Annotated in this window: 19 protein-coding genes; 15 read left to right on the top strand and 4 right to left on the bottom strand. The window is 62.8% G+C overall.

The window, feature by feature from the left end; all coding sequences use genetic code 11:
* Positions 1 to 199: 199 nt before the first annotated feature.
* On the bottom strand, positions 200 to 994 hold the full coding sequence (locus tag SINAR_RS01000000132985) for a DUF1194 domain-containing protein (RefSeq protein WP_050577416.1): 795 nt from the start codon (positions 992 to 994) through the stop codon (positions 200 to 202).
* A gap of 155 nt (positions 995 to 1,149) precedes the next feature.
* Between SINAR_RS01000000132985 and SINAR_RS0102780 the strand changes: the two genes are divergently transcribed.
* Positions 1,150 to 3,156, top strand: coding sequence for a BTAD domain-containing putative transcriptional regulator (locus SINAR_RS0102780; RefSeq protein WP_027997631.1), 2,007 nt, complete (start codon positions 1,150 to 1,152; stop codon positions 3,154 to 3,156).
* 197 nt (positions 3,157 to 3,353) lie between these two features.
* On the opposite strand, the gene pdxR is transcribed toward SINAR_RS0102780, so the two are convergent.
* Positions 3,354 to 4,829 carry a MocR-like pyridoxine biosynthesis transcription factor PdxR gene (gene pdxR / locus SINAR_RS0102775; RefSeq protein ID WP_027997630.1) on the bottom strand — a complete coding sequence of 492 codons (1,476 nt, stop codon included), beginning with the start codon at positions 4,827 to 4,829 and terminating at the stop codon, positions 3,354 to 3,356.
* 156 nt (positions 4,830 to 4,985) lie between these two features.
* Here pdxR and tauA point away from each other — a divergent pair, with 156 nt between their 5' ends.
* The 5 genes from tauA (at position 4,986) to SINAR_RS0102750 (ending at position 9,655) form a co-directional block, all read left to right on the top strand.
* A complete protein-coding gene (gene tauA / locus SINAR_RS0102770) occupies positions 4,986 to 6,005 on the top strand; it encodes a taurine ABC transporter substrate-binding protein (protein WP_027997629.1) in 1,020 nt (339 codons plus the stop codon).
* Between the two features lie 89 nt (positions 6,006 to 6,094).
* On the top strand, positions 6,095 to 6,907 hold the full coding sequence (locus tag SINAR_RS0102765; protein WP_027997628.1) for a taurine ABC transporter ATP-binding protein: 813 nt from the start codon (positions 6,095 to 6,097) through the stop codon (positions 6,905 to 6,907).
* Entirely contained in the window at positions 6,900 to 7,727 is an 828-nt protein-coding gene (locus tag SINAR_RS0102760; RefSeq protein WP_027997627.1) for an ABC transporter permease subunit, read from the top strand. Before SINAR_RS0102765 ends, SINAR_RS0102760 begins: the two co-directional genes overlap by 8 nt.
* A gap of 116 nt (positions 7,728 to 7,843) precedes the next feature.
* Positions 7,844 to 8,230 (top strand): nuclear transport factor 2 family protein, encoded by a 387-nt coding sequence (locus SINAR_RS0102755; RefSeq protein ID WP_027997626.1) that lies wholly within the window; start codon positions 7,844 to 7,846, stop codon positions 8,228 to 8,230.
* A gap of 24 nt (positions 8,231 to 8,254) precedes the next feature.
* Positions 8,255 to 9,655 carry an NAD(P)/FAD-dependent oxidoreductase gene (locus SINAR_RS0102750; protein WP_027997625.1) on the top strand — a complete coding sequence of 467 codons (1,401 nt, stop codon included), beginning with the start codon at positions 8,255 to 8,257 and terminating at the stop codon, positions 9,653 to 9,655.
* 11 nt (positions 9,656 to 9,666) lie between these two features.
* Here SINAR_RS0102750 and SINAR_RS0102745 read toward each other — a convergent pair whose 3' ends face one another.
* Entirely contained in the window at positions 9,667 to 10,425 is a 759-nt protein-coding gene (locus tag SINAR_RS0102745; RefSeq protein ID WP_027997624.1) for an IclR family transcriptional regulator, read from the bottom strand.
* A 159-nt stretch (positions 10,426 to 10,584) separates the two neighbouring features.
* Here SINAR_RS0102745 and SINAR_RS0102740 point away from each other — a divergent pair, with 159 nt between their 5' ends.
* From SINAR_RS0102740 to SINAR_RS0102710, 7 genes are all read left to right on the top strand, one after another.
* Positions 10,585 to 12,186 carry a GMC family oxidoreductase gene (locus SINAR_RS0102740; protein ID WP_027997623.1) on the top strand — a complete coding sequence of 534 codons (1,602 nt, stop codon included), beginning with the start codon at positions 10,585 to 10,587 and terminating at the stop codon, positions 12,184 to 12,186.
* Positions 12,187 to 12,208: 22 nt separating this feature from the next.
* Positions 12,209 to 13,546 (top strand): MFS transporter, encoded by a 1,338-nt coding sequence (locus tag SINAR_RS0102735; protein ID WP_027997622.1) that lies wholly within the window; start codon positions 12,209 to 12,211, stop codon positions 13,544 to 13,546.
* 11 nt (positions 13,547 to 13,557) lie between these two features.
* Positions 13,558 to 15,333 (top strand): sulfoacetaldehyde acetyltransferase, encoded by a 1,776-nt coding sequence (gene xsc, locus SINAR_RS0102730; protein ID WP_027997621.1) that lies wholly within the window; start codon positions 13,558 to 13,560, stop codon positions 15,331 to 15,333.
* A 61-nt stretch (positions 15,334 to 15,394) separates the two neighbouring features.
* Complete coding sequence (locus SINAR_RS0102725; protein WP_027997620.1) at positions 15,395 to 16,432, top strand: YeiH family protein; 1,038 nt, start codon at positions 15,395 to 15,397, stop codon at positions 16,430 to 16,432.
* The gene (gene pta / locus SINAR_RS0102720; protein WP_027997619.1) at positions 16,432 to 17,424 is read left to right on the top strand and encodes a phosphate acetyltransferase; all 993 of its coding nucleotides are present in this window, start codon (positions 16,432 to 16,434) and stop codon (positions 17,422 to 17,424) included. Before SINAR_RS0102725 ends, pta begins: the two co-directional genes overlap by 1 nt.
* Before the next feature lie 135 nt (positions 17,425 to 17,559).
* Entirely contained in the window at positions 17,560 to 18,345 is a 786-nt protein-coding gene (locus SINAR_RS0102715) for a DeoR/GlpR family DNA-binding transcription regulator (protein ID WP_027997618.1), read from the top strand.
* A 79-nt stretch (positions 18,346 to 18,424) separates the two neighbouring features.
* Positions 18,425 to 20,902, top strand: coding sequence for a GcvT family protein (locus SINAR_RS0102710; protein WP_027997617.1), 2,478 nt, complete (start codon positions 18,425 to 18,427; stop codon positions 20,900 to 20,902).
* Between the two features lie 15 nt (positions 20,903 to 20,917).
* Here SINAR_RS0102710 and SINAR_RS0102705 read toward each other — a convergent pair whose 3' ends face one another.
* Complete coding sequence (locus tag SINAR_RS0102705; RefSeq protein WP_027997616.1) at positions 20,918 to 21,787, bottom strand: LysR family transcriptional regulator; 870 nt, start codon at positions 21,785 to 21,787, stop codon at positions 20,918 to 20,920.
* Positions 21,788 to 21,895: 108 nt separating this feature from the next.
* Between SINAR_RS0102705 and SINAR_RS0102700 the strand changes: the two genes are divergently transcribed.
* Together SINAR_RS0102700 and SINAR_RS0102695 are read left to right on the top strand one after the other, a co-directional pair.
* Positions 21,896 to 23,566 carry a Na/Pi cotransporter family protein gene (locus SINAR_RS0102700; RefSeq protein ID WP_027997615.1) on the top strand — a complete coding sequence of 557 codons (1,671 nt, stop codon included), beginning with the start codon at positions 21,896 to 21,898 and terminating at the stop codon, positions 23,564 to 23,566.
* A gap of 102 nt (positions 23,567 to 23,668) precedes the next feature.
* A complete protein-coding gene (locus tag SINAR_RS0102695; RefSeq protein ID WP_027997614.1) occupies positions 23,669 to 24,865 on the top strand; it encodes a 2-aminoethylphosphonate--pyruvate transaminase in 1,197 nt (398 codons plus the stop codon).
* The last annotated feature ends 4 nt before the right edge of the window (positions 24,866 to 24,869 follow it).

Genomic DNA, 24,869 nt, shown 5'->3' with positions numbered 1-24,869 from the left:
CTATCATGGCATTCAATCCGGTGAGAAGAGACGCTGTCTCGAGGACGCTCCACCAACGACCTCACCTGATCAGCGCAGCATCGACTCGGCGTGCGGTTTCGAGCCGATCGCCATCGTTATGCCGCGCAGGCATAGAGCCGCTGAAAATGAGTTGGACCTCAGTGGAACTGACATATCCATTTTAGTTGCCGTTGCTTGCCTACTCTCTCCTAGCTTCATTCAACTCCTGTCGCCCTCGGCCCTTCCAAGCCGATCGCGCTTGCGGCGGGTACGGCGACTGAACGTTCAAGCTCACTTCGGTTACCAGTTTGCGGCGCAGCGCCGCGGCGTAGTCGCCTGGATCTGTCGGCGTTATCACGAAGGCCCCGGGCCCGCCAATGACTTCGTCGGAAAAATAGGATGCCAACCGGTAGATAGGTTCATTGTTTCCTGCGACAGCGATCGCGTTGATCGTGTATCCCTTGGCAATTGCCGCCAACCTGATCGGTTGAACGGGAAGCCCGTCATTGTTCTCGCCGTTGCCGGAGATGTCGATGATCTTTTTGGTGGCATTTCCTGGGAACTGGTCAAGAAGCAGGCTTGCGACGCCGATGGCCGAAGAAACGGATGTCCCGCCTCGGCCCCGGCGGCTGTAGCCGGTATCGCCCTTCTCCCTGATGATCCGGGCGGCCGCTTCGGCGTCCTCGGGGCCGCAGATCCTCGTCCAGGGCAGCACCACACTTGTGCGCCCGGGACTGGCCCATTCGAAATAGGCCACGCCTATGCATCCGAGATAGTTGCGGGCGATCGCCGCAGCAACATCGGGAGACGTGAGCGCCGCAGCATGTCCTTCGCGCTGCAGGTCGGCGGTGTCAGGATCGATTGAGGACGAGAAATCGACCGCGAACACGACGGCGGTATCGACGGCGGTATCGACGTCGGCTGCCCGGGCATGGAGACCCCATAACACCAAGGCGGCCAGCGCCGCTGCCAATTGCAAGAATAGTTTTCCCATTATTGATCCCCCGCTGGTCCGTCATGCACAATTCTTCCGCTTACTTGATCAGCCGTGATGACAGCGCTTGCGTGCTTCGGCGGTCCAGCTTGCACGGCGATATTTTTGCGTTAGAGTCGCGTCATGAAGCGGCCCAGCACGCACAGGTGCCAACGATGACCACTGTTGACGGTGTTGCCAGGGTCAGGATCTCGTTGCTCGGCCCCTTCCTGGTCAGGAGCGAACGACACGATTACATCCAGCTAACCGGCAAGAGGGGCCCGGCCCTATTAGCCTACCTCGCCCGCTGCGCGGGAATGGCGGCGCCAAGGGAGAAACTGGCCGACCTGCTCTGGAGCGATAGCGACGAGGACCACGCGCGCAACAGCCTCAGGCAAACGATCAGCATCCTGCGCCGGGATCTTCTGAAAGCGGGTGTGGACGTCATCCAGTCGCGGCAGGACCTGATCGGCCTGAAGGCAGGCGCCGTCGAGGTCGATGTCGAGGACTTCGAAGCCGGGTTGGCTGCCCGCTCGCCCGAGGATCTGGGGACGGCCCTGGCTCTCTATCGCGGGCCTTTCCTCGACGGTTTCCACCTGGGCAGCGATCCGTTCGAGCACTGGGCAGCTGACGAGCGCGGCCGGCTCCTGGATCGCGCGCTCGAATCCACCGAAAGGCTGGCGCGTCTGGTTGACGGTGAAGCGGGATTGGTCTTGGCCGACCGCCTGCTGGCGATGGAGCCGACGCGGGAAGCGTCCTATCGGCTGAAGATGGAACTCCTGGCGGCGAGCGGCCAGCGCGACAAGGCGATCCGCACGTTCGAGACGTGCAGGAGCATGCTGAAGGCGGAATTCGGCGTGGAGATCGGCCCGGAGATGCGCGCGCTGTGGCAATCCCTGGTGTCGCCCACCAATGGAACATCGAATTCCGTCTCACTGCCGTCCGGACATGTCGTTCGGGAAGGTCAGCGTCAGGGGCGGCCATCCATCAGCGTCGCCGATTTCGTCAATCTGACAGCGGAGCGGCGCGACGACTATTTCGCCAAGGGGCTCGTCCAGGACATCATCACGGCCCTCTCAGAGGTGGCGGACTATGTGGTCGTCTCGAATGTCGGCCCCGCGGAGAAGCTTGCTCCGGGCGACGATGCGAAACGTCCGCGGCAATTGAGTGCGCGCTACGTGCTCGGCGGCAGCATCCAGAGGTCTGGCCGCGACCTGCGGGTGAATGTTCATCTCGCCGACGCCGCCGGCGGCCACAACGTCTGGGCCGAGAGGTTCGACGGCCACTCCGAGAACGCGCTCGAATATCAGGACCGGATCGCGCGATCCGTCGTGCTGGCCGTCACGCTCGAACTTCAACTGACGAACTGGAAGGTTCGCGACAAGAGCCCGCCCGGCCCGCCGGAAGTGCGCAGGTTGGTGAACGAATCTCTCGTGAACTACTTCGCGATGACGCGCGACTCCCTGCCGCGTGCGATCGATCTTGCCGAGCGGGCGCTGGCGATCGCGCCCGACAACGCCCGCGCCAAGCGGACGCTTTCCGTCGCCATCACGATGGCGCTCGCCTGGGGCGCGCTTCCGTCCCACCCGGACCATGTCGAGCGCGCTTTGGCCCTTGCGGTAGCCGCTGTACGCGCGGTTCCGGACGACGAGATCGCGCGCGTCATCCTGTCCTTCGCGCTCGAAACCGCAGGCCGGATCGACGAAGCAGTCGTCGAATGCCGGCACGCAATCAGCCTCAACCCGAGCTATCCCAGCGCCCGCGGCGACATCGCCGAACTCTACGCCCTGCGCGGCGAGGTCAGCGAGGCGCTGCACCAGGCCAACGAGGCGGTCCGGCTCGGAGCCCACGACGTCATCGACTTCTGGCGCCACAACAGCATGGTCGTGGCGCTGTTTGCCGGCGGCGACGACCGGCGGGCTCTGGAGGCGGCCCGCAGGGTCGTCAGGACGAAGCCCGACTTCGTCCGCGGCGCACTCTACTGGGCTGCGGCCGCGGCCGCCACGGGCAACAATGAGGAAGCTTCCCGGGCCGTCCATCATTGCCTGTCACAGCTTCCACATCTCAATGTGGGCAACGTCTGCCCAGGTTTCGTGCCACGCTACGTGAGGGATATGCATCATTCACGCTTCCTTGAAATGCTGGAGCGTGCCGGCCTTCCGCGTGGGACACCACCATTTTAACGACCGACAGCGGCGATCAATGGCAGCTCATTAGCGCCATAGCCGGGCGTTTACGTTCGACCAATCAAAAGACCGCCCTGATCGGTCGGACGCTTCGGTCCCATTTGGTTGACGGTCTGCTATCGCTGTTTGGGCGCCAGAAGTTGTCGGGCCGGTCTCGGCCCCCTAACTGCCACCCCGAAGCTGCAAACTTCATTCTAACCCCGCTCGGCGATCCGTGCCGCAGTCAGCGCCACGCCGTCGGCAATGCGGTTGCGCGCGATCGACGAGTAGCCCATGCGGAAAAAGCGGCATGGACCGTCGTCCTTCGGGAAGAAGGGCGACCCGGATTCGATCAGCACGCCGTCCTTCCGCAAAGCGTTCATCAGCAAGTCCGCATCGAGACCTTCCGGCCCCTCGATCCAGAAGGACGTGCCGCCGAAAGCCGCAGATCCGGCGATCTTCAACCCGGCATCCCGAAGGGCAACGTCCATGGTGATATGGCGGCGATGATACTCCTCGCGCATGCGGTGCAGCACGGCATCATAGTGTCCGAGCGCCAGGAAATAGGCGGCCGTTCTCTGGAGATGTCCCGGCGGATGCCGCAGCATCAGGGCGCGCAGTGCCCGCGCCTCCCGGATAACGGTAGCCGGCGCCACCAGATAGCCGAGACGCAGGCCGGGAAACAGAGACTTGGAGAAACTGCCGATGTAGAAGACCCGGCTGCTGCGGTCGAAGGCCTTGAGGGCCGGGGAGGGGGGCGCCAGAAAGCTCATCTCGAACTCGTAATCGTCCTCGACGATGATGAAGTCCTTGGCGGCGGCCGCCTCGAGCAAGGCCGCCCGCCGCTCGATCGGCATCGTCGCGCCGGTCGGCGAATGATGGCTGGGCGTGACGAACACGGCATCGACCTTTGCCGGAAGCGCGGCGGGCGGCAGGCCGTCCCCGTCGACGTCGACGAAGGTGATCGCGGCGCCGCTCAAGCGAAGCGATGCACTCATGTCGGGATGGCAGGGGTTCTCGCAGACCGCCTGGGCGCCCTGACGTAACAGGAGCTGAATGACGATCCAGAGGGCGTTCTGCGCGCCCACCGTCACCAGGATCTCGTCGGGGTTCGCACGGATGCCGCGGCCCGGCAATGTGCGCGAGCAGATATAGTTGACAAGCTGGATGTCGTCCGCCGCCGCGAAATCGCCCGCCATCAGTTCGAAATCCTCGCGCGCCAGCGCCCGCCGCGCACAGTCGCGCCAGGCGGTGAGATCGAACAGCGAAGGGTCCATCTGGCCATATAGGAACGGGTAGGGATAGGCTCGCCAGTCGAGCGGCTTGCGCATTTGCTTGGCGACGATGAAGGTCGAGCGCAACTTGGCCGACCAGTCGACCGCATCGGCCGCAGCATGGGCGACCTGCATCGCGATGGCTGTCGTCGGGGGTTTGCCGGCGACGCGGTAGCCGCTCCGGTTCGCCGCCTCCACATAGCCCTGAGAAGCGAGTTCCTGATAGGCGAGCGTTACGGTGATCCGCGAAATATTCAGATAGGCCGCAAGCTTGCGGCTGGAGGGCAACCGGGCGCCAGGCGTCAGTCGGCCGGACAACACTGCAGACACGATCGTTTCGCGGATCTGCGCCTGCAGCCCCGTCTGGCTGGCCCGGTCGAGGAAGAAGATCGTTTCGGAGACGGTCGCGCCCGCCATTGTCTCACCTCGTCCAACTGGACTCATCCAACTTCCCAACTGGATATAAGGCAATCCGAAGCGTGAGCCTATTTCTATTCGGCAAGCAAAGACCGTCACTCAATGCACGGCGCGACCCCGCAAGAAGCGGGGCGACATAACGAAGAGGGTAACGACATGATCCATCTTAGAAGTTTCAAGCACTTATCCGGAGCCGTGGCCATCGCCGCCGGCATCCTCACCTCCTTCGCCGTCCAGGCGGAAACCACCGTCGTCGTGGGCTACCAGCAGATCGTCGGCCCGTTCATCTCGGCAATTGCCGACGGTCGTTTCGATGCCGCGGCGAAGGAGGCCGGCTATACGATCGATTGGCGCCAGTTCAGCTCCGGCGGCGACATTTCGACCGCGCTCGCCTCGGGCAACGTGCCGATCGGCGTCATCGGCTCGACCGGTACGACGGCCGCGGCGACCCGCGGCGTGGGGCTCGAACTCTTCTGGATCCTCGACAATATCGGCAAGTCGGAAGCGCTCGTCGTCCGAGAAGGGTCCGGCATCGAAAAGCCGGAAGACCTGAAGGGAAAGAATGTCGGTGTGCCTTTCGTCTCGACTTCGCACTTCCATCTGTTGGTCGGCCTTGAACAGGTCTGGAAAACCGATCCCCGGGAAGTGAACATTCTCAACATGAAGCCGCCGCAGATCGTCGCTGCCTGGCAGCGCGGCGACATCGATGCCGCCTATGTCTGGCCACCCGCGCTGTCGGAACTTTTGAAGAACGGCAAGGCCATCTCCGATTCCGAGGAGATCGGAGCGGCGAGCGTGCCGACCTTCGACGGACTGGTGGCCGACAAGAAATGGGCCGAAGAGAACCCCAAGTTCATGGCCGCCTTCACCAAGGTGCTCGCGGACGCCTATGCCGATTACAAGGCGAATGGCAGCGGCTGGACGGCTGACTCGCCGCAGATTCAGGGCATGGTCAAGCTGATCGGCGGCGACCCTGAAGGCATCGTGCAGGCTCTGAGCCTTCTGTCCTTCCCGACCGCCGACGAGCAGGTTTCCGACAGGTGGCTCGGCGGCGGCGCTGTCCGGGCGCTGGAGGCGAGCGCCAGGTTTCTGGTCGATCAGAAACAGATCGACACCGCGCTCGACGACTACGCGCCCTTCGTCAACGGCGCCTATGCGAGAGAAGCCTCCAAGTAGCAGAGACGCGCGCTCCCGCCCGCGCGCCGTGCGCGGTCAGGAGCGCCGCTGATATCCTCGACACAGCACGTTCCAGGAAGGCCTGCGACATGGAAACGCTCAACGTCAGCAATGTCAGTCTGACCTATCCCGGTCTCTATTCGGACCAGGCGGTCATCGCGCTCAAGGGCGTGAATCTCGAGATCAACAGCGGCGATTTCGTCGTAGCCCTCGGCGCATCGGGCTGCGGCAAGACCACGCTCCTGAACCTCATGGCCGGTTTCATGGCGCCGAGCGCAGGGGAAATCATGCTGGGAGACCGCCGCATCACCGGCCCCGGCGCCGACCGCGGCGTCGTCTTCCAGAAGCACGCGCTGCTCCCGTGGCTCAACGTCATCGACAATACCGAGTTCGGATTGAAGCTCAGGGGTGTCGACAAAGCGACCCGGCGGGACCTTGCGACCAGGAATCTCGCCCTTGTCGGGCTGCAGGATTTCCACCGGCACATGATCTATCACCTCTCCGGCGGCATGCAGCAGCGTGTCGGCATCGCTCGCGCGCTCACTTGCGATCCTTCGATGCTGCTCATGGACGAGCCGATGGCAGCCCTCGATGCGCTGACGCGCGAGACCATTCAGGAACTGTTGCTGGAGGTCTGGCAACTCACCAACAAGATGTTCTTCTTCATCACCCACAGCGTCGAGGAGGCGCTGTTCCTCGGCTCCAGGCTGATCGTGATGTCGCCCCGTCCGGGCCGCATCACCCACACCTACGAGCTCGACTTCAACAAACGCTTCCTGGAGAACGGCAATGCACGCGCAATCAAATCCAGCCGCGACTTCATCGACATGCGCGAACAGATCCTCGGCATCATCTATGGCGACGAGCGCCAGTCCGGCAACCCGGAGCTCCTCCATGCTTGAGGGTGTCGCCAAGAGTAAACCCGTTCGCCCGGGCAGGATCTACGGAGCGCCGGGCGACGGCATGAGCGGGCATATCAGCCTGCTGACCGCCCTGGCGTTCATCTCACTCTGGCTGCTCGTGACCGAAATGGGCTGGATCAAGCCGCTGTTCCTGCCGTCGCCGCTCGCCGTCTGGGACAAGTTCGTGATTGCGCTTACGGAAGGGGTGTCGAATTCCACTCTGGCGCAGCATACGCTGGCAAGTCTCGGCCGCGTGCTCGGAGCTTTCCTGCTGGCTCTCGTCACCGCCGTTCCCGTCGGCATCCTCATGGGCGTCAACCGGGTGGTGCGCGGTCTCTTCGACCCGATCATCGAATTCTACCGGCCACTGCCGCCGCTCGCCTATCTGCCGCTGATCATCATCTGGCTCGGCATCGGTGAATTTCCGAAAGTATTCCTGATCTATCTGGCGATCTTTGCGCCGATGGCGATCGCCGCCAGGGCCGGTGTCCGCTCGGTCTCGACGGAACAGATCCATGCGGCCTACGCGATGGGCGCGACGCGAGCTCAGGTCATCAGGCATGTGATCCTGAAGGCTGCCCTGCCGGAGATATTCACGGGGATGCGCATCGGGATCGGCGTCGGCTGGACCACGCTCGTCGCCGCCGAAATGGTGGCCGCCCATCGTGGCCTCGGCTTCATGGTGCTGAATGCCGCCGAATACCTCGCCAGCGATACGGTCATCATGGGCATCGTCGTCATCGGCGTCTTCGCCTTCGCCTTCGATCTCATGATCCGCTACCTCGAAAAGGCGCTCATTCCCTGGAAGGGCAAAGTGTGACGGCAGCCGATCGGAAGTAGTCGGCGCCCCGGACAATCTCGTCTCAAGCATTTCAACGGGCGTACAGCCGCCCGCCCGGCGAAGCTATGCCCAGGCATGAACAAAGGAATTTCGACATGACCGCCGAAGATCTTGCAAAGCTTTTCGACGCCTTCAACAGGCACGACATCGACAACGTCATGGCGTTTTTTGCTGCCGATTGCGTCTTCAACGCCGTTGCCGGCCCGGAGGCCTGCGGCAAACGCATCGCCGGCGCCGAGGCGATTGCCGATTCCTTCTCAGGCGTATGGACGGCAATGCGGGATGCCCATTGGGATCATCACAGCCATTTCGTCCACGGCGATCGCGCCGTCTCCGAGTGGACCTTCTCGGGGACCAATGCGGACGGGACGCGGATCGTCGCGGAAGGCTGCGATCTCTTCACGCTTCGCGACGGAAAGATCGTCCGCAAGCAGGCATTCCGCAAGAACCGACCGCTCATCGAACCGCAGCCGAGATACTGAGAGCCTCCAGGGCAGGATCACGACATGGAACACCAGCTGGCCAGACCGATCGCATCGCGGAAGCCCTTCGATCCGACCTATGACCCGATCCGCGCGCCCCATCCGGGCGACGGCAAGGACTATGCGCCGACCTATTGGATCGGCACTGCCGGCACGCCGCCTGCCGACGACGGACCGGTTACACGCGATACGGACGTCGACGTCGCTATCGTCGGCTCCGGATATACGGGGCTCTCCTGCGCGATCCATCTGGCCCAGGAACACGGCATAAAGGCGACGGTGCTCGAAGCCAATGGAGTCGCCTGGGGCTGCAGCACCCGCAATGGCGGTCAGGCGCAGATCTCCGCCGGCCGGCTCAAGCGTTCGCAGTGGATAGAGCGCTGGGGCGTCGATGTCGCCAGAAGGCTGCACGGCGAAATCAGCGAAGCCTTCGATCTCTTCCGAGACCTGATCCGCTCGCCGGAGATCGACTGCGACCCTCAGGACGGCGGCCACCTCTATATCGCCCATCGCGAAAAGGTGATGCCGGCGCTCGAAGCCGAGTCGCGGCTTCTAAACGAGGTTTTCGGCTACCGCTCGCGCATCGTCGGCCGCGACGAGGTCCACCGCGGCTTCCTACGCGACGAGGAGGCGAGGGGGGCGATGTACGAACCGGACGGCATGGGCATCCACGCGGCCAAGCTCGCCTTCGGCTACCTCAATCTGGCGCGCAAGCTCGGTGCACGGGTCCACACGGCAAGCCCCGTTATCGGCTGCGAATGGAAGAGCGGCGCCTATCATCTGTCTACGCCGGGCGGCACCGTTCGTGCACGCGCCGTCTGCATCGCGACGGCGGGCTATACCTCGCCGGACCTGCATATGCTGACTCGGCACCGGCTGATGCCGATCCTCTCCAACTCGATCGTCACGCGCCCGCTGACCGAGGAAGAACGCACCGAACTGAACTTCAAGACGCGGATCCCGCTCACCGATACGCGCACGCTGCGCCACTATTACCGGATGATGCCGGACGGCCGCGTGCAGATCGGCAGCCGCAGCGCCATCACCGGCCGCGATGCGGTGAATCCCAAACATCTCGATCGGCTGCTCGAAGGACTGTACCGAAAGTTTCCGATCCTGAAGGGGATCCGGATCGACTACTCCTGGTGGGGCTGGGTCGATGTCAGCCACGACATGATGCCGCGGGTCTTCCGGCCCGACCCGAAGCAGCCGCTGTTCTACGCCATGGGCTATGGCGGCAACGGGGTCATGTATTCCGCCCAGGCCGGCCGCCGCATGGCCCAGATGGTGGCGGGCAAGGGCGGCACCCTCGATCTGCCGATCTTCACCTCGCCGCTGCCGAGCCACGGCCTGCTCACGCCGTTCAGACGCCTTGGCCAGTGGGGGATGTATCGCTGGTACTACCTCAAAGACGAGATCCTTTAGACGTGCGCGGGTTAGAACGTCTGCGCGAGTTTGCGGGCCGCCGACTGAAGCACGGGCACATAGCGTTTGGCGTCCTCGAGCGTCATACGGGCCTTTGGTGCGTGGCAGGCAAGCGAGGCAACCACCCGCCCATTCCTGTCGAGAACAGGAACGGCGATGGCTATCAGCCCGGCCATGAACTCCTCCCGATCGGTGCTGAAACCATCGCGCAAAATCTCGGCGAATTCCGCCTCCAGCGCGTCCGCAGAGATGATCGTTGCAGGCGTGAACCGTTCGAAAGTCATCGCGTTCAGGAGCTTCTGCCTCTGTTGCGCATCCATATGCGCCAGCAGCAATTTGCCGCTGGCGGTGCAGTGAAGCGGCACGCGCGAGCCGGGCTCCAGATGAACCCGCAGCGGCCAGTCGGATTCGACGCGTGCGAGATATATGGCGTCGCAACCGGAACGTGTCACGAAATTGCATGTCTCACGCGTTACATCGACCACTTGCTTCAATATGGCGTGCCGCTGGGTTCCCACGCCCGAACCAACAATGGTCAGGCCCATCTTGAAGAGGCGCGGGCCGACCGAGTAGTGGCGCCTGTCCGGTTCGCGAAAGAGAAAGCCCTCCTCCACGAGACGTTGGCACAGTCTGTGCAGCGTGGCCCTTGGCATGTCGATCCTCTCTGCAAGGTCACTCAGCGTCACCGGCTTTTCGGAAAGCCCGACGACTTCGATCAGGCTGAGGCTTCGCGTTACGGCCGAATTCGGCGCCTCGGTTTGCATGTCCATCGAATCGTCCTCGTCTCAGTCAATGAGATTGATATCCGTATCAATAGGAGTAATGCGGCACAAATTCAAACAGAATCCCATGTAGTGAGATGTTTTGTCTCGAAAGGTTTGACTCTTTGGGGCCGTTTCCGCCTTTGTGGAAACAGGGAGGAGCCGAGAGTGAGCCAAGTGCAGTTTGATTACATCGTTGTCGGCGCCGGCTCTTCGGGCTGCACCGTCGCCGCGCGTCTCTCCGAGAACGGAAAGTTCCGTGTCGCTCTCATCGAAGCTGGACCGAAGGACACCAGTCCCTGGATCCATCTGCCGCTCGGTTACGGCAAGACGATGTGGGACGAGCGCATCAATTGGAAGCTTTACACCGAGCCCGAATCCAACATGAACGGCCGACGAATTTACTGGCCGCGCGGCAAGGTGCTGGGGGGCTGCTCAGCGATCAATGGTCTGATTGCCATAAGGGGGCAGGCTGAGGACTATGACGGCTGGGCACGCTACGGCGGTGAGCAGTGGAACTATCGCAACGTGCTGCCCTACTTCCGCAAGTCCGAATCCTTCCGAGGGGCGGCAAACCCGGAATATCACGGGAAAAACGGGCCGATCAGCGTCGACCCGATCCGCCATAGACACCCGCTGATAGACGCATTCATCGGTTCGGCCAATCAGCTCGGCATACCTTTCAATGAGGATTTCAACGGACCGTCGCAGGAAGGCGTGGGCTACTACAGTCTGACGACACGTAACGGCATGCGCAGCAGTGCTGCAGTGGGCTATCTCCGTCCAGCAAAAGGACGGGCCAACCTCGAAATCGTCACCGACGCGCTGGTGACGAAAGTTCGCCTCGATGGGTGCAGGGCGCAGGGCATCGACTACGTTCGAGGTGGCAGGAAGATGAGCATGGATGCGCGGCGAGGCGTCATCCTGAGCGCAGGCGCTGTGCATACGCCGCACCTGATGATGTTGTCCGGGCTCGGTCCGGCCGATCATATCAGGGAACACGGCATCAACGTCGTCGCAGACATGCCGGGCGTTGGCGCGAACCTGCAGGATCATTTGCAACTCAGACTTATCTACCGCTGCAGCAAGCCCATCACGACGAACGACGATCTGAACAGCCTGATCGGCAAGGTGAAGATCGGCCTGCAATGGCTGCTGACGCGAACGGGTCCGCTCGCCGTCGGAATCAACCAAGGCGCACTCTTCGCCAAAGTCATGCCGGATGCGGCACGGCCTGATGTTCAATTCCATGTGGCCACCCTTTCCGCGGACATGGCCGGAGGAAAGGTCCATCCTTTCTCCGGCTTCACCCTGTCGGTGTGCCAACTTCGTCCGGAGAGCCGCGGCTCCATTCGGCTGGCGTCTGCCGATCCGAGAGTTCAGCCGCTCATATACGCCAATTATCTCGACACCGAACTCGATCGTCAGGTTGCGGTCGGCGGCGTCCGGCTGGCCCGCCGCATCGCGAGTGTAGGTCCGCTGCACCGGTTCGTGACGAGCGAAGAACTGCCGGGCGAGGCATTGGAGAGCGAGGAAGATATTCTCGATTTCGCGCGCCAGAGCGGTGCGACGATCTTCCATCCCACGAGCACCTGCCGAATGGGTCAGGGCGACGACAAGGGCGCAGTGGTCGGCCCGGACCTGCGGGTGCGAGGCTTTGACCGTCTTTGGATCGCGGACTGTTCCGTGATGCCGAGCATCGTGTCGGGAAACACGAACCTGCCGGCAATCATGATCGGAGAAAAACTGTCCGACTTAATTCTGAACTGAATCCAACATTGGGGAGGAGACCATGTTGAATACCGCGAGGAACGTAAGGGAACGTGAAGTGAGGCGTGTCGTATTCGCATCTTTGATAGGCGCGACGATCGAATGGTATGACTTCTTCTTGTACGGCGTGATTGCCGGCATCGTTTTCAATCAACTTTACTTCCCGGCGCACGACCCGATCGTTTCAATAGTGCTGGCCTATGCAACCTTTGCAGTCGGCTTCGTTGCCCGTCCGCTCGGCGGCATCATATTCGGGCATTTCGGAGACAAACTCGGCCGCAAACAGATGCTCGTGCTCACCATTCTGATCATGGGGGTCGCAACCGTTCTGATCGGCGTGCTGCCGACCTACGATCAGATCGGCGTAGCAGCTCCCATACTGCTGCTCATCCTGCGGATCGCACAAGGCATCGGCATCGGCGGCGAATGGGGCGGCGCGGTTCTCATGGCTTATGAATTCGCGCCTGAAAACAAGCGCGGCTACTATGCGTCGATCCCGCAAATCGGTCTTGCAATCGGCTTGTGCCTGTCATCAGGGGTCGTCGCACTCCTGAGCCTTCTCCCCGATGAAGCCTTCATGTCCTGGGGTTGGCGCAGTGCTTTCGTCGGCTCGGTCGTGCTTATCATCGTGGGCCTCTACATCCGGCTCAAGGTAGCCGAAACGCCGGATTTCGCCGCTGTCAAGGAAGAGCAGCAGGAGCTCAAGATCCCGTTTGTGGACCTCGTTCGCACCTATCCCCGCAACATACTGCTCGGCATGGGCGCGCGCTACATTGACGGAGTTTTCTTCAACGTATTCGCCGTCTTCTCGATCGTCTATCTGTCCAAATATGTGCAGGTGGACCGCACCACAGCATTATGGCTCGTCAGCCTTTCTGCACTTGTCATGGTCGTGGCAATTCCGTTCTTCGGCAGGTTGTCGGATCGTTGGGGCCGACCGAAAACCTATGCAGTCGGCAGCCTGCTGCTGGCGTTGGTCACGTTCCCCGCCTTCATGCTGATGGAAAGTGGGAGCCTGCCGCTGATTGCGCTCTCTCTGATCGTCCCGTTCGGCATCATCTACGCAATGTGCTACGGCCCCGAAGCCGCACTGTTCTCGGATCTGTTCGACGTGAAGGTGCGCTATACCGGAATTTCCTTCGTCTACCAGTTCTCCGGCATCTTCGCCAGCGGCATCACTCCGATCATCGCGACCTACCTCATCAGCTACGGCAACGGCGCGCCTTGGTTACTGGCCGCCTACGTCGTGTTTGCCGCTCTTGTTTCAATGGTTTCGTCGATGCTCATACGTCCGGTTTCGGAAACGAGTTCCGTGCTGCCGCACAAGCCGTTGCGCACATCAACCGCTCACACAAGCTAAAGGAAACAGCCATGAAAATGACCACAGAAGAAGCCTTCGTCAAAGTCCTGCAGATGCACGGCATCGAGCATGCGTTCGGGATCATCGGTTCGGCGATGATGCCCGTATCGGACCTGTTCCCGAAGGCGGGGATCCGCTTCTGGGACTGTGCCCACGAGACCAATGCCGGCATGATGGCCGACGGCTTCAGCCGCGCGACCGGCACGATGTCGATGGCGATCGGCCAGAACGGACCAGGTGTGACCGGTTTCATCACCGCGATGAAGACGGCCTACTGGAATCACACGCCGCTGCTCATGGTCACGCCGCAGGCCGCCAACAAGACGATAGGGCAGGGCGGCTTCCAGGAAGTCGACCAGATGGCGATGTTCGAGGAGATGGTCTGCTATCAGGAGGAGGTGCGCGATCCAAGCCGCATTCCCGAAGTCCTGAACCGGGTCATCGAGAAGGCATGGCGGGGTTGCGCACCGGCGCAGATCAACATCCCGCGGGATTTTTGGACTCATGTGATCGACGTGGATCTGCCGCGCATCGTCCGCTTCGAGCGCCCGGCAGGCGGACCTGCGGCCATCGCCCAAGCCGCCCGGCTGCTTTCGGAAGCGAAGTTTCCGGTCATTCTCAACGGTGCCGGTGTCGTCATCGGCAACGCCATCCAGGAATCCATGGCGCTCGCCGAGCGGCTGGATGCGCCGGTATGCTGCGGCTATCAGCACAACGACGCGTTTCCCGGCAGCCATCGGCTGTCAGTCGGACCCTTGGGCTACAACGGTTCGAAGGCGGCAATGGAATTGATCAGCAAGGCGGACGTCGTGCTGGCACTGGGTACACGGCTCAATCCGTTCTCGACGCTGCCGGCCTATGGAATCGACTATTGGCCGAAGAATGCGTCAATCATCCAGGTCGACATCAACGCCGACCGGATCGGCCTGACCAAGAAGGTGACGGTCGGCATTTGCGGCGACGCGAAACAGGTGGCGCAGCAGATCCTTCAGCAGCTTGCGCCCACCGCCGGCGATGCGAGCCGTGAGGAGCGAAAGGCGCTGATCCACCAGACGCGCTCGGCCTGGCTGCAGCAGCTCTCATCGATGGACCACGAGGACGACGACCCCGGCACGGAATGGAACGTCGGTGCACGTCAGCGCGAGCCCGATCGCATGTCGCCCCGCCAGGTCTGGCGGGCGATCCAGGCCGTACTCCCCAAGGAAGCGATCATCTCCACCGACATCGGCAACAATTGCGCGATCGGCAACGCCTATCCGAGCTTCGAACAGGGTCGCAAGTATCTGGCGCCGGGCATGTTCGGTCCCTGCGGCTACGGTTTTCCGTCGATCGTCGGCGCCAAGATCGGCTGCCCGGACGTGCCGGTGGTCGGCTTTGCCGGCGACGGCGCCTTCGGGATCTCCATGAACGAGATGACGTCGATCGGCCGCGAGGGTTGGCCGGCCATAACCATGGTGATATTCCGCAACTACCAGTGGGGAGCGGAGAAGCGGAACACGACGCTCTGGTACGACAACAACTTCGTCGGTACGGAGCTCAATCCGAACCTGAGCTACGCCAAGGTGGCGGATGGTTGCGGCCTCAAGGGCGTGACCGTCAAGACGCCGGCCGCACTCACCGAGGCCCTTGCCAAGGCGATCGAGGACCAGGCCAAAGGGATCACGACCTTCCTCGAAGTCATCCTAAACCAGGAACTCGGCGAGCCTTTCCGTCGGGATGCGATGAAGAAGCCGGTTGCTGTGGCCGGTATCGATCGCGCCGACATGCGCTCCCAGCGACCCATGTAAGAAGCTCTCGCGACCCGCTCGGCGGCCGCTCGCCGCCGGGCTCATTCAACGGGAATAAACGATGGATGCGATCTCCAAATCCGAGCGGCGGAAACAATCCCTGTCGCTCGTCCTGTCAACCTATGGCCCCGGTCTTCTGGTGACGGCCGCCGTCGCCATGGCTGCCCAGTTCCTGTCGGAGCATTACGGGGCACCGGCGATGCTGATGGCGCTGCTGCTCGGGATCGCCTTCCACTTCCTGGCGGAAGAAGGGCGTTGCGTCGCGGGCATCGAGCTTTCGGCAAAGCTGGTTCTGAGGATCGGTGTGGCGCTGCTTGGTATGCGCATCAGCGTCGATCTTCTGATCGGCCTCGGCGCCGGCACCATTCTGCTGCTCGTCTCGGCGATCGCGGCAACCATCGTTTTCGGACTTGCGGTCGCCCGCCTGCTTGGCCGGGGCTGGCGTCTCGCCCTTCTCACCAGCGGGGCGGTTGCCATTTGCGGCGCCTCGGCCGCAATGGCAATCGCCGCCGTGCTGCCTCGCAACGAGTTTTCCGAGCGCAACCTGATCTTTACCGTGCTGTCCGTGACCGTGCTCAGCACGCTCGCGATGATCGGTTATCCGATCGTCGCCGAGCATCTCGGGCTTGGCGGGCAGGCCACCGGCATCTTTTTCGGCGGCACGATCCATGATGTCGCCCAGGTCGTGGGTGCCGGCTTTTCGGTCTCGCCGGAGGCAGGCGAGACCGCCACGCTCGTCAAGCTCATCCGCGTGTCGATGCTGGCGCCGGTCGTCCTCGTCTTCTCCCTCATTCTGCGCGGCGTCCCGCAGGAGGGCGTATCAATCGGAAAGCGCGCGCCGCTCGTGCCCGGGTTCGTCCTGGCGTTCCTCGTTCTGGCGGGCTTCAATTCCGCGGGTCTGGTGCCGGTGCTCGCAAGCGAGATCGGCATGGAGGTCTCGCGATGGGCGCTGCTGGCCGGGATCGTCGCCGTCGGCATGAAGACGTCGCTGCGCCGCGTCCTGGAAGTGGGCGGAGATGCGGTCGCGCTGGTTGTCGCCGAAACGCTGTTCATCGCCGTCTTCATTCTCGCGGGCATGTACTATCTGGGACACAGTTGATGAAACCTCTCGATCGCATCATCGACGCCGCAAGGAAAGCGCCGCGGCATATCGTTCTTCCCGAAGGTGAGGACCAGCGGATCGTCGCCGGCGCCGTGCAGGCGAGGCGGGAAGGCCTGGCGGAGATTACGCTCGTCGGACACCGCGAAGTGATCGTCCGGAGGCTCGCAGCCCTTGGTGCCGGCCCGGAAGAATTCCGGATCGAGGACCCGGCATCCTCTCCGCTTACCGGTCGTTTCGAGGCCGCCTATATCGAGCTCAGAAGGAGCAAAGGCGTCGATGCGGCCGCGGCCCGGGCGGCCGTGCTCTCACCGCTGACCTTCGCCGCGATGATGGTGCGCGAAGGAATGGCCGATGGAACTGTCGGCGGCGCGGTCGCAACGACCGCCGACACGGTTCGCGCCGCCTTGCAGGTGATCGGCAGGGCGCCCGGCGTCGGACTCGTCTCCAGCTTCTTTCTCATGATGCTCTGCGAGCCCCATCACGCCAGGAAGGGCGCCTTCGTCTTTGCCGACTGCGGGTTGGTCGTGGACCCGGACGCCGCCGGCCTCGCCGATATCGCGCGCATGTCGGCCAAGTCCTTTGAAAGTCTTGCCGGAGCACGGGCGAAAGTCGCGATGCTTTCTTTCTCGACAGGCGGCAGCGCCGCTCACGAGTGTGTTTCGAAAGTCGTCGAGGCGACCGGCATGGTGCGGCGTGCCGAGCCCGATCTCCTCATCGACGGCGAATTGCAGTTCGACAGCGCTTTCGTAGAATCCGTCTGTCTGACCAAGGCGCCGCATTCTGAGCTGCGCGGGGAGGCCAACGTCTTCGTGTTCCCGAACCTGGACGCGGCCAATATCGGCTACAAGATCGCCCAGCGGATCGGCGGCGCGACGGCGATCGGCCCGATCCTCCAAGGACTTTCACGGCCCGCCAACGACCTTTCGCGCGGCTGCAGCGTGGCCGACGTCTTCCATATGATTGCCGTGACCGTCGTTCAGGCCGCCTAACGCCAGTCGCCGCGCCCGCTCAAGGAGCCACAAAACCTCGCAGATTGCAAATCGCTCACCTGCGCTCAGTCGTTTTGCATCGCACGCGTCACGACATCTCTTGCGGCGCAACACAAATATTGCAACATTGTCCGCATGTCCAAACTGCCGAACTCCCGGGCGCTCGCGCCCCGCCGCCACGAAGAAATACTGAGGCGCGTCGCTTCCGAAGGCTCCGTGAGCATTGCCGAGCTTGCCGCCTATTTCGAGGTCTCGCGCGAAACGATCCGCCGGGACATGAAGCTGCTGGCGGATCGCGGCCAGCTCGACGTCGTGCATGGCGGCGCCACCCTGTTCGAAGCAACCGAGCCGGCGCTGGTCCAGCGAAGCGGGGAAAACGCTGCTGCAAAGGCGGCGATCGGGCGCAAAGCGGCCGAACTGGTGAAGGACGGCATGGTTGTCTTCCTCGACTCCGGCACGACGACGCTGGCCGTCGCGCATGCATTGAGCGGCCTGCGTGACCTGACCGTCTGCACCACCGGCCTCGCGATAGCGCTGCACATGTGCCGCCAGCCGCAAGTCCGTGTGCACATGCTGGGCGGCGAGATCGACCCTGCCGAGGAGGCGGCCGTCGGCCTCGACGCGCTAGAAGCAATCGGCCGCTTCCGAGTGGATGTCGCCTTTCTCGGCGGGGGAGGGCTTTCTCCTGACGGCGAGGTTACGGACTTCACCCGCAATGGCGCCGAGCAGCGCTCGCGCATGATCGCCATGGCCAGCAAGGCCTACTTCGTCCTCGACAGCTCGAAATTCGGGCGGCTGACGCCCCTTCGAATACCCGGGTTCCATCAGGCGGCCGGTGTAATCGTGGACGCGCCGCCACCTCCGACGATCTCGGAAGCACTCGAGCGGAAGGGACCGCGCGTCGTTGTCGCCACGGGATAATGTTGCATTTTGTTGCATAAAATGTTGCTTTCTGTGACTTCCTGACTATGCTGGCATCAGTGCATTGGGAGGTCGGTTCATGACGCAGGAATTTCCAACACAGGCGCAGGTCGTCATCGTCGGCGGCGGCATCATAGGCTGCTCGGTCGCCTATCATCTCACAAAGCTCGGCTGGACCGACGTGGTCCTGCTGGAGCAGGGGCAACTCAGTGGCGGGACCACCTGGCATGCAGCCGGCCTCGTCGGACAGTTGCGCAGCCATGCCAACATGACCGGCCTCATCCGATATTCGACGCAGCTCTACAGCGAACTGGAGGCAGAGACGGGCCTTGCGACGGGCTGGAAGAATTGCGGTTCGCTCGCCGTGGCGCGCACGACCGATCGCATGACCGTGCTGAAGCGGACCGCAGCCTCGGCGCGGGCGCAAGGGGTTGCCGTCGAGGTGATCTCACCGCGGGAAGCCGCCGATCTCTGGCCGGTGATGGCGATTGACGATCTCGTAGGAGCCGTCTGGCTCCCCGGCGACGGCAAGGCCAATCCGACGGACCTCACCCAGTCGCTGGCGAAGGGGGCGCGCAACCGCGGCGCCCGCATTATCGAGCGCGTGCGCGTGACGGGCATCACGGTTAAGGACGGAACGGTCCGTGGCGTCGAGACCGATCGGGGGGATATCGCCGCCGAAATCGTCGTCAATTGCGCCGGTCAGTGGGCGCGCAAGGTCGGGCTGATGTGCGGCGTGACGGTCCCTCTGCACTCGGCCGAGCACATGTATATCGTTACCGGCAAGATCGAGGGGGTGCATCCGGATCTGCCGGTGCTGCGCGACCCGGACGGCTACATCTATTTTAAGGAGGAAGTCGGCGGTCTCGTCATGGGCGGCTTCGAGCCGGAAGCCAAGCCATGGGGCATGGACGGCATTCCGGACGATTTCGAATTCGCCTTGCTGGCCGATGACTGGGACCAGTTCGAGATCCTGATGCAGAACGCGCTCGTGCGCGTGCCGCAGCTCGAAACGACCGAGGTCAGGAAATTCTACAACGGCCCGGAGAGCTTCACGCCGGACAATAATTTCATTCTCGGCGAAGCACCGGAACTGCGAAATTTCTATGTCGGCGCAGGGTTCAATTCCATGGGCATCGCCAGCGCCGGCGGCGCCGGGCGGGCTCTTGCCGAGTGGATCGTCAACGGTGCGCCGACAATGGATCTCTGGCCGGTCGACATTCGCCGCTTCGCGAGCTTCAACAACAATCCGCGCTGGCTGCACGACCGGGTGAAGGAAACGCTCGGACTGCACTATGCCATGCCATGGCCGAACCGCGAGCTGCACACAGCGCGTCCATTCCGGCGCTCGCCGCTCTACGACCGGCTTGCCTCCAAGGGTGCATGCTTCGGTTCGAAGATGGGTTGGGAGCGCGCGAACTGGTTTGCCGAGGCCGGCCAAAGACCGGAAACGGACTATGCCTTCGGTCGGCAGAACTGGCATGACGCGGTCAAGCGGGAGATGAACGCTACGCGACAAGCTGCTGGCATATTTGATCAAACTTCATTTGCCAAATTGCTTGTGCAGGGGCGCGACGCAGCCAAGGCGCTCAACCGCATCTGCGCCGCGAACGTCGACGTCGAGATCGGCCGCTCGGTCTATACGGGCATGCTCAACGAAAGGGGCGGCTATGAAAGCGACCTGACCGTGATGCGGCTCGCCGTCGACCGGTTCCTCATCGTTACCGGATCCGCGCAGGCGGTGCACGACGCCGACTGGATCCGCAGGAACACACCACCGGACGCGCACGTCACCCTCACGGACGTGACCTCGGCTTACGCGGTGCTGGCGCTGATGGGACCGAATGCGCGCGACATACTCGGGCGGATCACCTCCGCCGACCTCTCGAATGCAGGCTTTCCCTTTGCGACCATCCGCGAGATCGATATCGGCTATGCGACGGCTTTCGCCAACCGAATGACCTATGTCGGCGAGCTCGGCTGGGAACTGATCGTGCCCAGTGAATTTGCCGTGGGCGTCTACGAGGCGCTGCACCAGGCGGGGCGCGATCTCGGGCTTGTCGATTGCGGCTATTACGCTCTCGAGGCGCTCCGCATCGAGAAAGGTTTTCGCGCCTGGAGCCGCGAATTGACGCCCGACATCAATCCTTACGAAGCGGGGCTCGCCTTCGCCGTATCGTTCGACAAGCCCGGCGGCTTCATCGGCCGCGAGGCTTTGATGCGGGCAAAGCAGGTCGGCATCCCTGTCAGGCGCGTCGTGCAGTTCACCTTGGATGATCCCGAGCCAATGCTTTGGGGCGGCGAACTCATCCTGCGTGACGGCAAACCTGTCGGCGAAGTCCGCTCGGCCGCCTATGGCCACACGCTTGGCCGCTCGGTCGCACTCGGTCTCATCGAGGATCGTGAAGGGGTCGACCGGGAGTTCATCGACAGCGGGCGTTTCGAGATCGATCTTGCCGGTGAACGCCATCCGGCAACCGCTCACCTGAAGTGCCCCTACGATCCGAAGTCCGAGCGCGTGCGGGCGGATGCCGGGGAGCCGCGAGCCGCCGCCTGAAGCGGGCAGCTCCATTCACCTCTCCGCCAGCGAGCGGGCAATCTCGAAGAAGGCGCGCACGAGCTTTCCGCCGCTGCGCTCCTTCAGGCAGATCAACGCCTCGTCCATCAGCATTTCGGCGCCGACGATCTCGATCGGCGCGAGACGTCCATCCCGGCCGAATTCCGCGGCTGAGACGAAGCCTACCCCGGCGCCGGCCGCGACGATCTCCCTCACGGCCTCCCGGCCTTCCGCTTCGATCGCCGGCTTCAGGACGACGCCAGCGGCGGCCGCGAAATCCTCGAGCTTCTGCCGCGTCTTCGAACCGCGCTCGCGCATCACCAGCGGCTGGCCCGAGAGTTCCTCGAGACTGACAGTGCTTCTGCGGGCGATCGGATGTTCGGTCGACGCGAAAGCAATGATCGGCGTCGAGTTCAGCTTGACGATGTCGAACTCCCGGCTTTCGGGAACCTCGCCGAGCACGCCGATGTCGGCCTCGTAGGAATAAAGGCTGGTGATGACCGTTTCCGTATTGCCGGCCCTCAGTGAGATTTGAACCGATGGATATTTCTGACGAAAGGCCGCGAGGATGTGAAGCAGATGGTGGGCGGCGTCGGCGACGATGCGAAGCGTCCCGGCCCGCAATGCGCGTGATTCCGAAAGCAGATCGAGCGCCTGCTGCTCGGTGTCGAACATGCGCCGGGTGATCTCCAGCAGCTGGTGGCCCGCCTGGGTCAGCGTCACCTGCTTCTTGTTCCGGTTGAAGAGGAGCACGTCATATTCCTCTTCCAGCTTGCGCACCTGATCCGACACGGCCGGCTGCGTGAGGAACAGCGCCTCTGCCGCACGGGAGAAGCCTCCGCACACCGCAACATTGTGGAACGCGCGAAGCTGGACGTAACGCATGGCCTCTCCCAATCATAAGCTGATCTGATTAAACGATAGAAACGAACGATTTGATTTATGTAAAGGGAAAAGTGACGGTCTTCGGATTGGTTTCCGGAGCGATTGAAAATGACTCTTGTTACCCTCTCGCTGCATCTCGCCGGCGCGACCGTGCTGCTGCTTTACGCGGTGCATCTCGTCCGCAGCGGCGTCGAGAACGCCTATGGCACGTCGTTGAAGCGTGTGCTGGCAAGGGGAGGTGAGCGCCGCCTTTATGCCGCCGCGGGCGGCACGACCCTTGCAGTCCTGCTGCAAAGCTCGACCGCCGTGGCGATGCTTGCCTCCGGTCTTTCGGCAGGCGGCTACCTGACGCTGAACACGAGCCTTGCCGTCCTGCTGGGAGCGGATTTCGGCTCGGCGCTGGTGGTTCGTATTCTCTCCTTCGACCTGGGCTGGCTGTCGCCGCTCCTGCTTGCGGCCGGCGGGCTGCTTTACCTGAAGGGCAGAAACGACAAGCCTCGCGAACTCGGCCGCATGCTGCTCGGCATCGCCCTCGTCCTTATGTCGCTGAAGCTGATCGGCGAAGCCACCTTGCCGTTGAAGCAGAGCGACGTATTGCCCGCCATCGTCGGCTATCTCGCGCAAGACCGGGTGACGGCCTTCGCGGCGGCGGTGCTCTTCACCTGGATCGTGCATTCCAGCGTCGCGGTCCTGATCCTCATCCTGGGTTTCGCCGCTCAGGGACTTTTGCCGATCGAGGCTGGCCTGCCACTGATCCTCGGCGCCAATCTCGGCAGCGGGATGATCGCGGTGTGGCTGACGCGCGGGCTCTCGGCCGAGGCGCGTCGCGTCGCGACAGGCAACCTCCTTTTCCGGGCTTTCGGCGCCGCGATGGCCTTGCCGCTGATCGGCCCCTTGTCAGCCCAGCTTCAACATCTTGGCGCGACGCCGGCGGAGCAGCTCGTTCACTTTCATCTGGCCTTCAACGCCTGCCTACTGATCTTTTGCCTGCCGCTTTCGCAGCTTGCCGCCGGCGCCGTTACTTCGCTCGTCAAATCTGAATTCGGGAGCTCCGAACACAGCGACACACTTGCCCGAAGAATCAGCGCGCTGGACCAGACTCTGCTCGCGAGCCCGGACGCGGCACTCGCTGCTGCAACACGCGAAGTGCTGTTCATGGGCGAGGTGGTCGAGCGGATGCTTTGTCCGGTGATGGAGCTTCTGGAACATCCGAGACCGGAGAAGATCGAGGAAATCCGCCGGCTCGACGGCTATGTCAACCGCGCCCACCGCGACATCAAGCTCTATCTAGCCGCAATCCATCGCGGCGTGCTCGACGAGCGTCAGTCGCGGCGGGGTGTAGAACTCATCGACATCGCCATCAATCTCGAACATGCCGGCGACATCGTATCCAAGACGCTGGTCGAAATCGCCCGCGACAAGCTGGAGAACGGCAACAGGTTCTCCGATGAGGGCTGGACCGAGCTCAAGCTGCTTCACGCCAGCGTGCGCGACAACATGCGTCTCGCATTCAACCTGCTGGTGTCGGATGACCCGGCGATGGCGCGGCAGCTCGTCCGGGAGAAGGAGCGGGTACGCGCGCTCGTACGCGAAAGTCACGAGCGGCATCTGGCGAGATTGCGGGCCGGGCGCCCGGAAAGCGTCGAGTCCAGCAACATGCACCTCGAAGTCGCGCGGGCGCTGAAGGAGGTGAACTCCCTCCTGGCCACGCTTGCCTACCCGATCTTGAAGCAGCGAGGGGATCTGCTCGAGAGCCGGCTCGCACTCGTCAAAGCATAATAAGTCAAATCTATGAATGGATATGAAATATCGATTTTACAGATACATCGGGGATCGCCATCCTCGCCCATGTCCCGGCAGTTCTCAAAGGAGAGAAACCAGATGTCCGCAGATGCAAAGACGAATGACGCTCTCGAAGCGCCGAGGTTGGGCGAGCCGTACCTGCTGACGCCTGGGCCGCTGACCACCGCCTTTTCCGTAAAGGAGGCGATGCTGCGCGACTGGGGTTCCTGGGACGCTGACTTCCGGGGCATGACGGCCGAATTGCGCCGTGAACTGCTTGCGATCGCGGGAGCCGAGAGCGACGAATACGATTGCGTCCCCATGCAGGGCAGCGGCTCCTTCTCAGTGGAAGCCATGCTCGGCAGCTTCATTCCCCGCGACGGCAAGGTTCTCGTGCTGATGAACGGGGCCTACGGTCAGCGCATCGCCCAGACGCTCAAATATCTCGGCCGTGCTCACGTCGCGATCGACAAGGGCGACTATATGCCCCCGCGCGGCAGCGAGGTAGCGGCCGCTCTCGATGCAGATCCGGCAATTACCCATGTTGTGGTCGTCCATTGCGAGACGAGTTCGGGCATTCTCAATCCTCTCAAGGAAATTTCCGAGGCAGTCTACAGCCGCAACCGCAAGCTGCTGGTCGACAGCATGAGTGCCTTCGGAGCAGTGCCCGCCGGTGTCGATGATTTCCGCTACGAGGCGATCGTTTCCTCCGCCAATAAATGCATCGAGGGCGTTCCGGGTTTCGGCTTCGTCATCGCGCGCAAGTCGGAACTGGAGGCGGCGAAGGATCGCAGCCATTCCTTGAGTCTCGACGTCCATGCGCAATGGTCCTACATGAACAAGACGGGCCAATGGCGCTTTACTCCGCCGACCCATGTCGTCGCCGCCTTTCTCGAGGCGCTGCGGCTGCATCGCAAGGAAGGCGGTGTTGCCGGACGCGGCGCGCGCTACGCGAGCAACCGCGACGTCATGGTCGCCGGCATGCGCCAGCTCGGCTTCGAGACATTGCTCGGCGACGAATGGCTCTCGCCCATTATCGTGACCTTCTTCAGCCCCGCCCATCCGAACTTCAATTTCGCGCGTTTCTACGAATTGATGAAGGTGAGGGGCTTCATCATCTATCCCGGAAAACTCACCGTCGTCGACAGCTTCCGGATCGGCTGCATCGGCCAGATGGATGCCCATGTGATGCGCAAGGTGGTGGCTGCCGCCGCCGCGAGCCTTGCGGAGATGGGGGTCGACACCGCCACCCCGCCGGCGCTCGCCCTTGCCGAGCGCGCCCGCCTCGCCGCCTGAACGA

Source organism: Sinorhizobium arboris LMG 14919, assembly GCF_000427465.1.
In the GTDB taxonomy this organism is placed as follows: domain Bacteria; phylum Pseudomonadota; class Alphaproteobacteria; order Rhizobiales; family Rhizobiaceae; genus Sinorhizobium; species Sinorhizobium arboris.
The sequence above is the reverse complement of the archived record's forward strand: the minus strand, read 5'-3'. Positions and strand labels throughout refer to the sequence as shown.

What these genes read in the sequence shown, in the direction of transcription:
- SINAR_RS0102750 (WP_027997625.1), top strand. Translation starts at nt 8,255, where the DNA reads ATGGAACACCAGCTGGCCAGACCGATCGCATCGCGGAAGCCCTTCGAT.
- SINAR_RS0102745 (WP_027997624.1), bottom strand. Translation starts at nt 10,425, where the DNA reads ATGGACATGCAAACCGAGGCGCCGAATTCGGCCGTAACGCGAAGCCTC.
- tauA (WP_027997629.1), top strand. Translation starts at nt 4,986, where the DNA reads ATGATCCATCTTAGAAGTTTCAAGCACTTATCCGGAGCCGTGGCCATC.
- SINAR_RS0102755 (WP_027997626.1), top strand. Translation starts at nt 7,844, where the DNA reads ATGACCGCCGAAGATCTTGCAAAGCTTTTCGACGCCTTCAACAGGCAC.
- SINAR_RS0102780 (WP_027997631.1), top strand. Translation starts at nt 1,150, where the DNA reads ATGACCACTGTTGACGGTGTTGCCAGGGTCAGGATCTCGTTGCTCGGC.
- SINAR_RS0102710 (WP_027997617.1), top strand. Translation starts at nt 18,425, where the DNA reads ATGACGCAGGAATTTCCAACACAGGCGCAGGTCGTCATCGTCGGCGGC.
- SINAR_RS0102735 (WP_027997622.1), top strand. Translation starts at nt 12,209, where the DNA reads ATGTTGAATACCGCGAGGAACGTAAGGGAACGTGAAGTGAGGCGTGTC.
- pta (WP_027997619.1), top strand. Translation starts at nt 16,432, where the DNA reads ATGAAACCTCTCGATCGCATCATCGACGCCGCAAGGAAAGCGCCGCGG.
- SINAR_RS0102760 (WP_027997627.1), top strand. Translation starts at nt 6,900, where the DNA reads ATGCTTGAGGGTGTCGCCAAGAGTAAACCCGTTCGCCCGGGCAGGATC.
- SINAR_RS0102725 (WP_027997620.1), top strand. Translation starts at nt 15,395, where the DNA reads ATGGATGCGATCTCCAAATCCGAGCGGCGGAAACAATCCCTGTCGCTC.
- SINAR_RS0102695 (WP_027997614.1), top strand. Translation starts at nt 23,669, where the DNA reads ATGTCCGCAGATGCAAAGACGAATGACGCTCTCGAAGCGCCGAGGTTG.
- pdxR (WP_027997630.1), bottom strand. Translation starts at nt 4,829, where the DNA reads ATGGCGGGCGCGACCGTCTCCGAAACGATCTTCTTCCTCGACCGGGCC.
- SINAR_RS0102765 (WP_027997628.1), top strand. Translation starts at nt 6,095, where the DNA reads ATGGAAACGCTCAACGTCAGCAATGTCAGTCTGACCTATCCCGGTCTC.
- SINAR_RS01000000132985 (WP_050577416.1), bottom strand. Translation starts at nt 994, where the DNA reads ATGGGAAAACTATTCTTGCAATTGGCAGCGGCGCTGGCCGCCTTGGTG.
- SINAR_RS0102705 (WP_027997616.1), bottom strand. Translation starts at nt 21,787, where the DNA reads ATGCGTTACGTCCAGCTTCGCGCGTTCCACAATGTTGCGGTGTGCGGA.
- SINAR_RS0102700 (WP_027997615.1), top strand. Translation starts at nt 21,896, where the DNA reads ATGACTCTTGTTACCCTCTCGCTGCATCTCGCCGGCGCGACCGTGCTG.
- xsc (WP_027997621.1), top strand. Translation starts at nt 13,558, where the DNA reads ATGAAAATGACCACAGAAGAAGCCTTCGTCAAAGTCCTGCAGATGCAC.
- SINAR_RS0102715 (WP_027997618.1), top strand. Translation starts at nt 17,560, where the DNA reads ATGTCCAAACTGCCGAACTCCCGGGCGCTCGCGCCCCGCCGCCACGAA.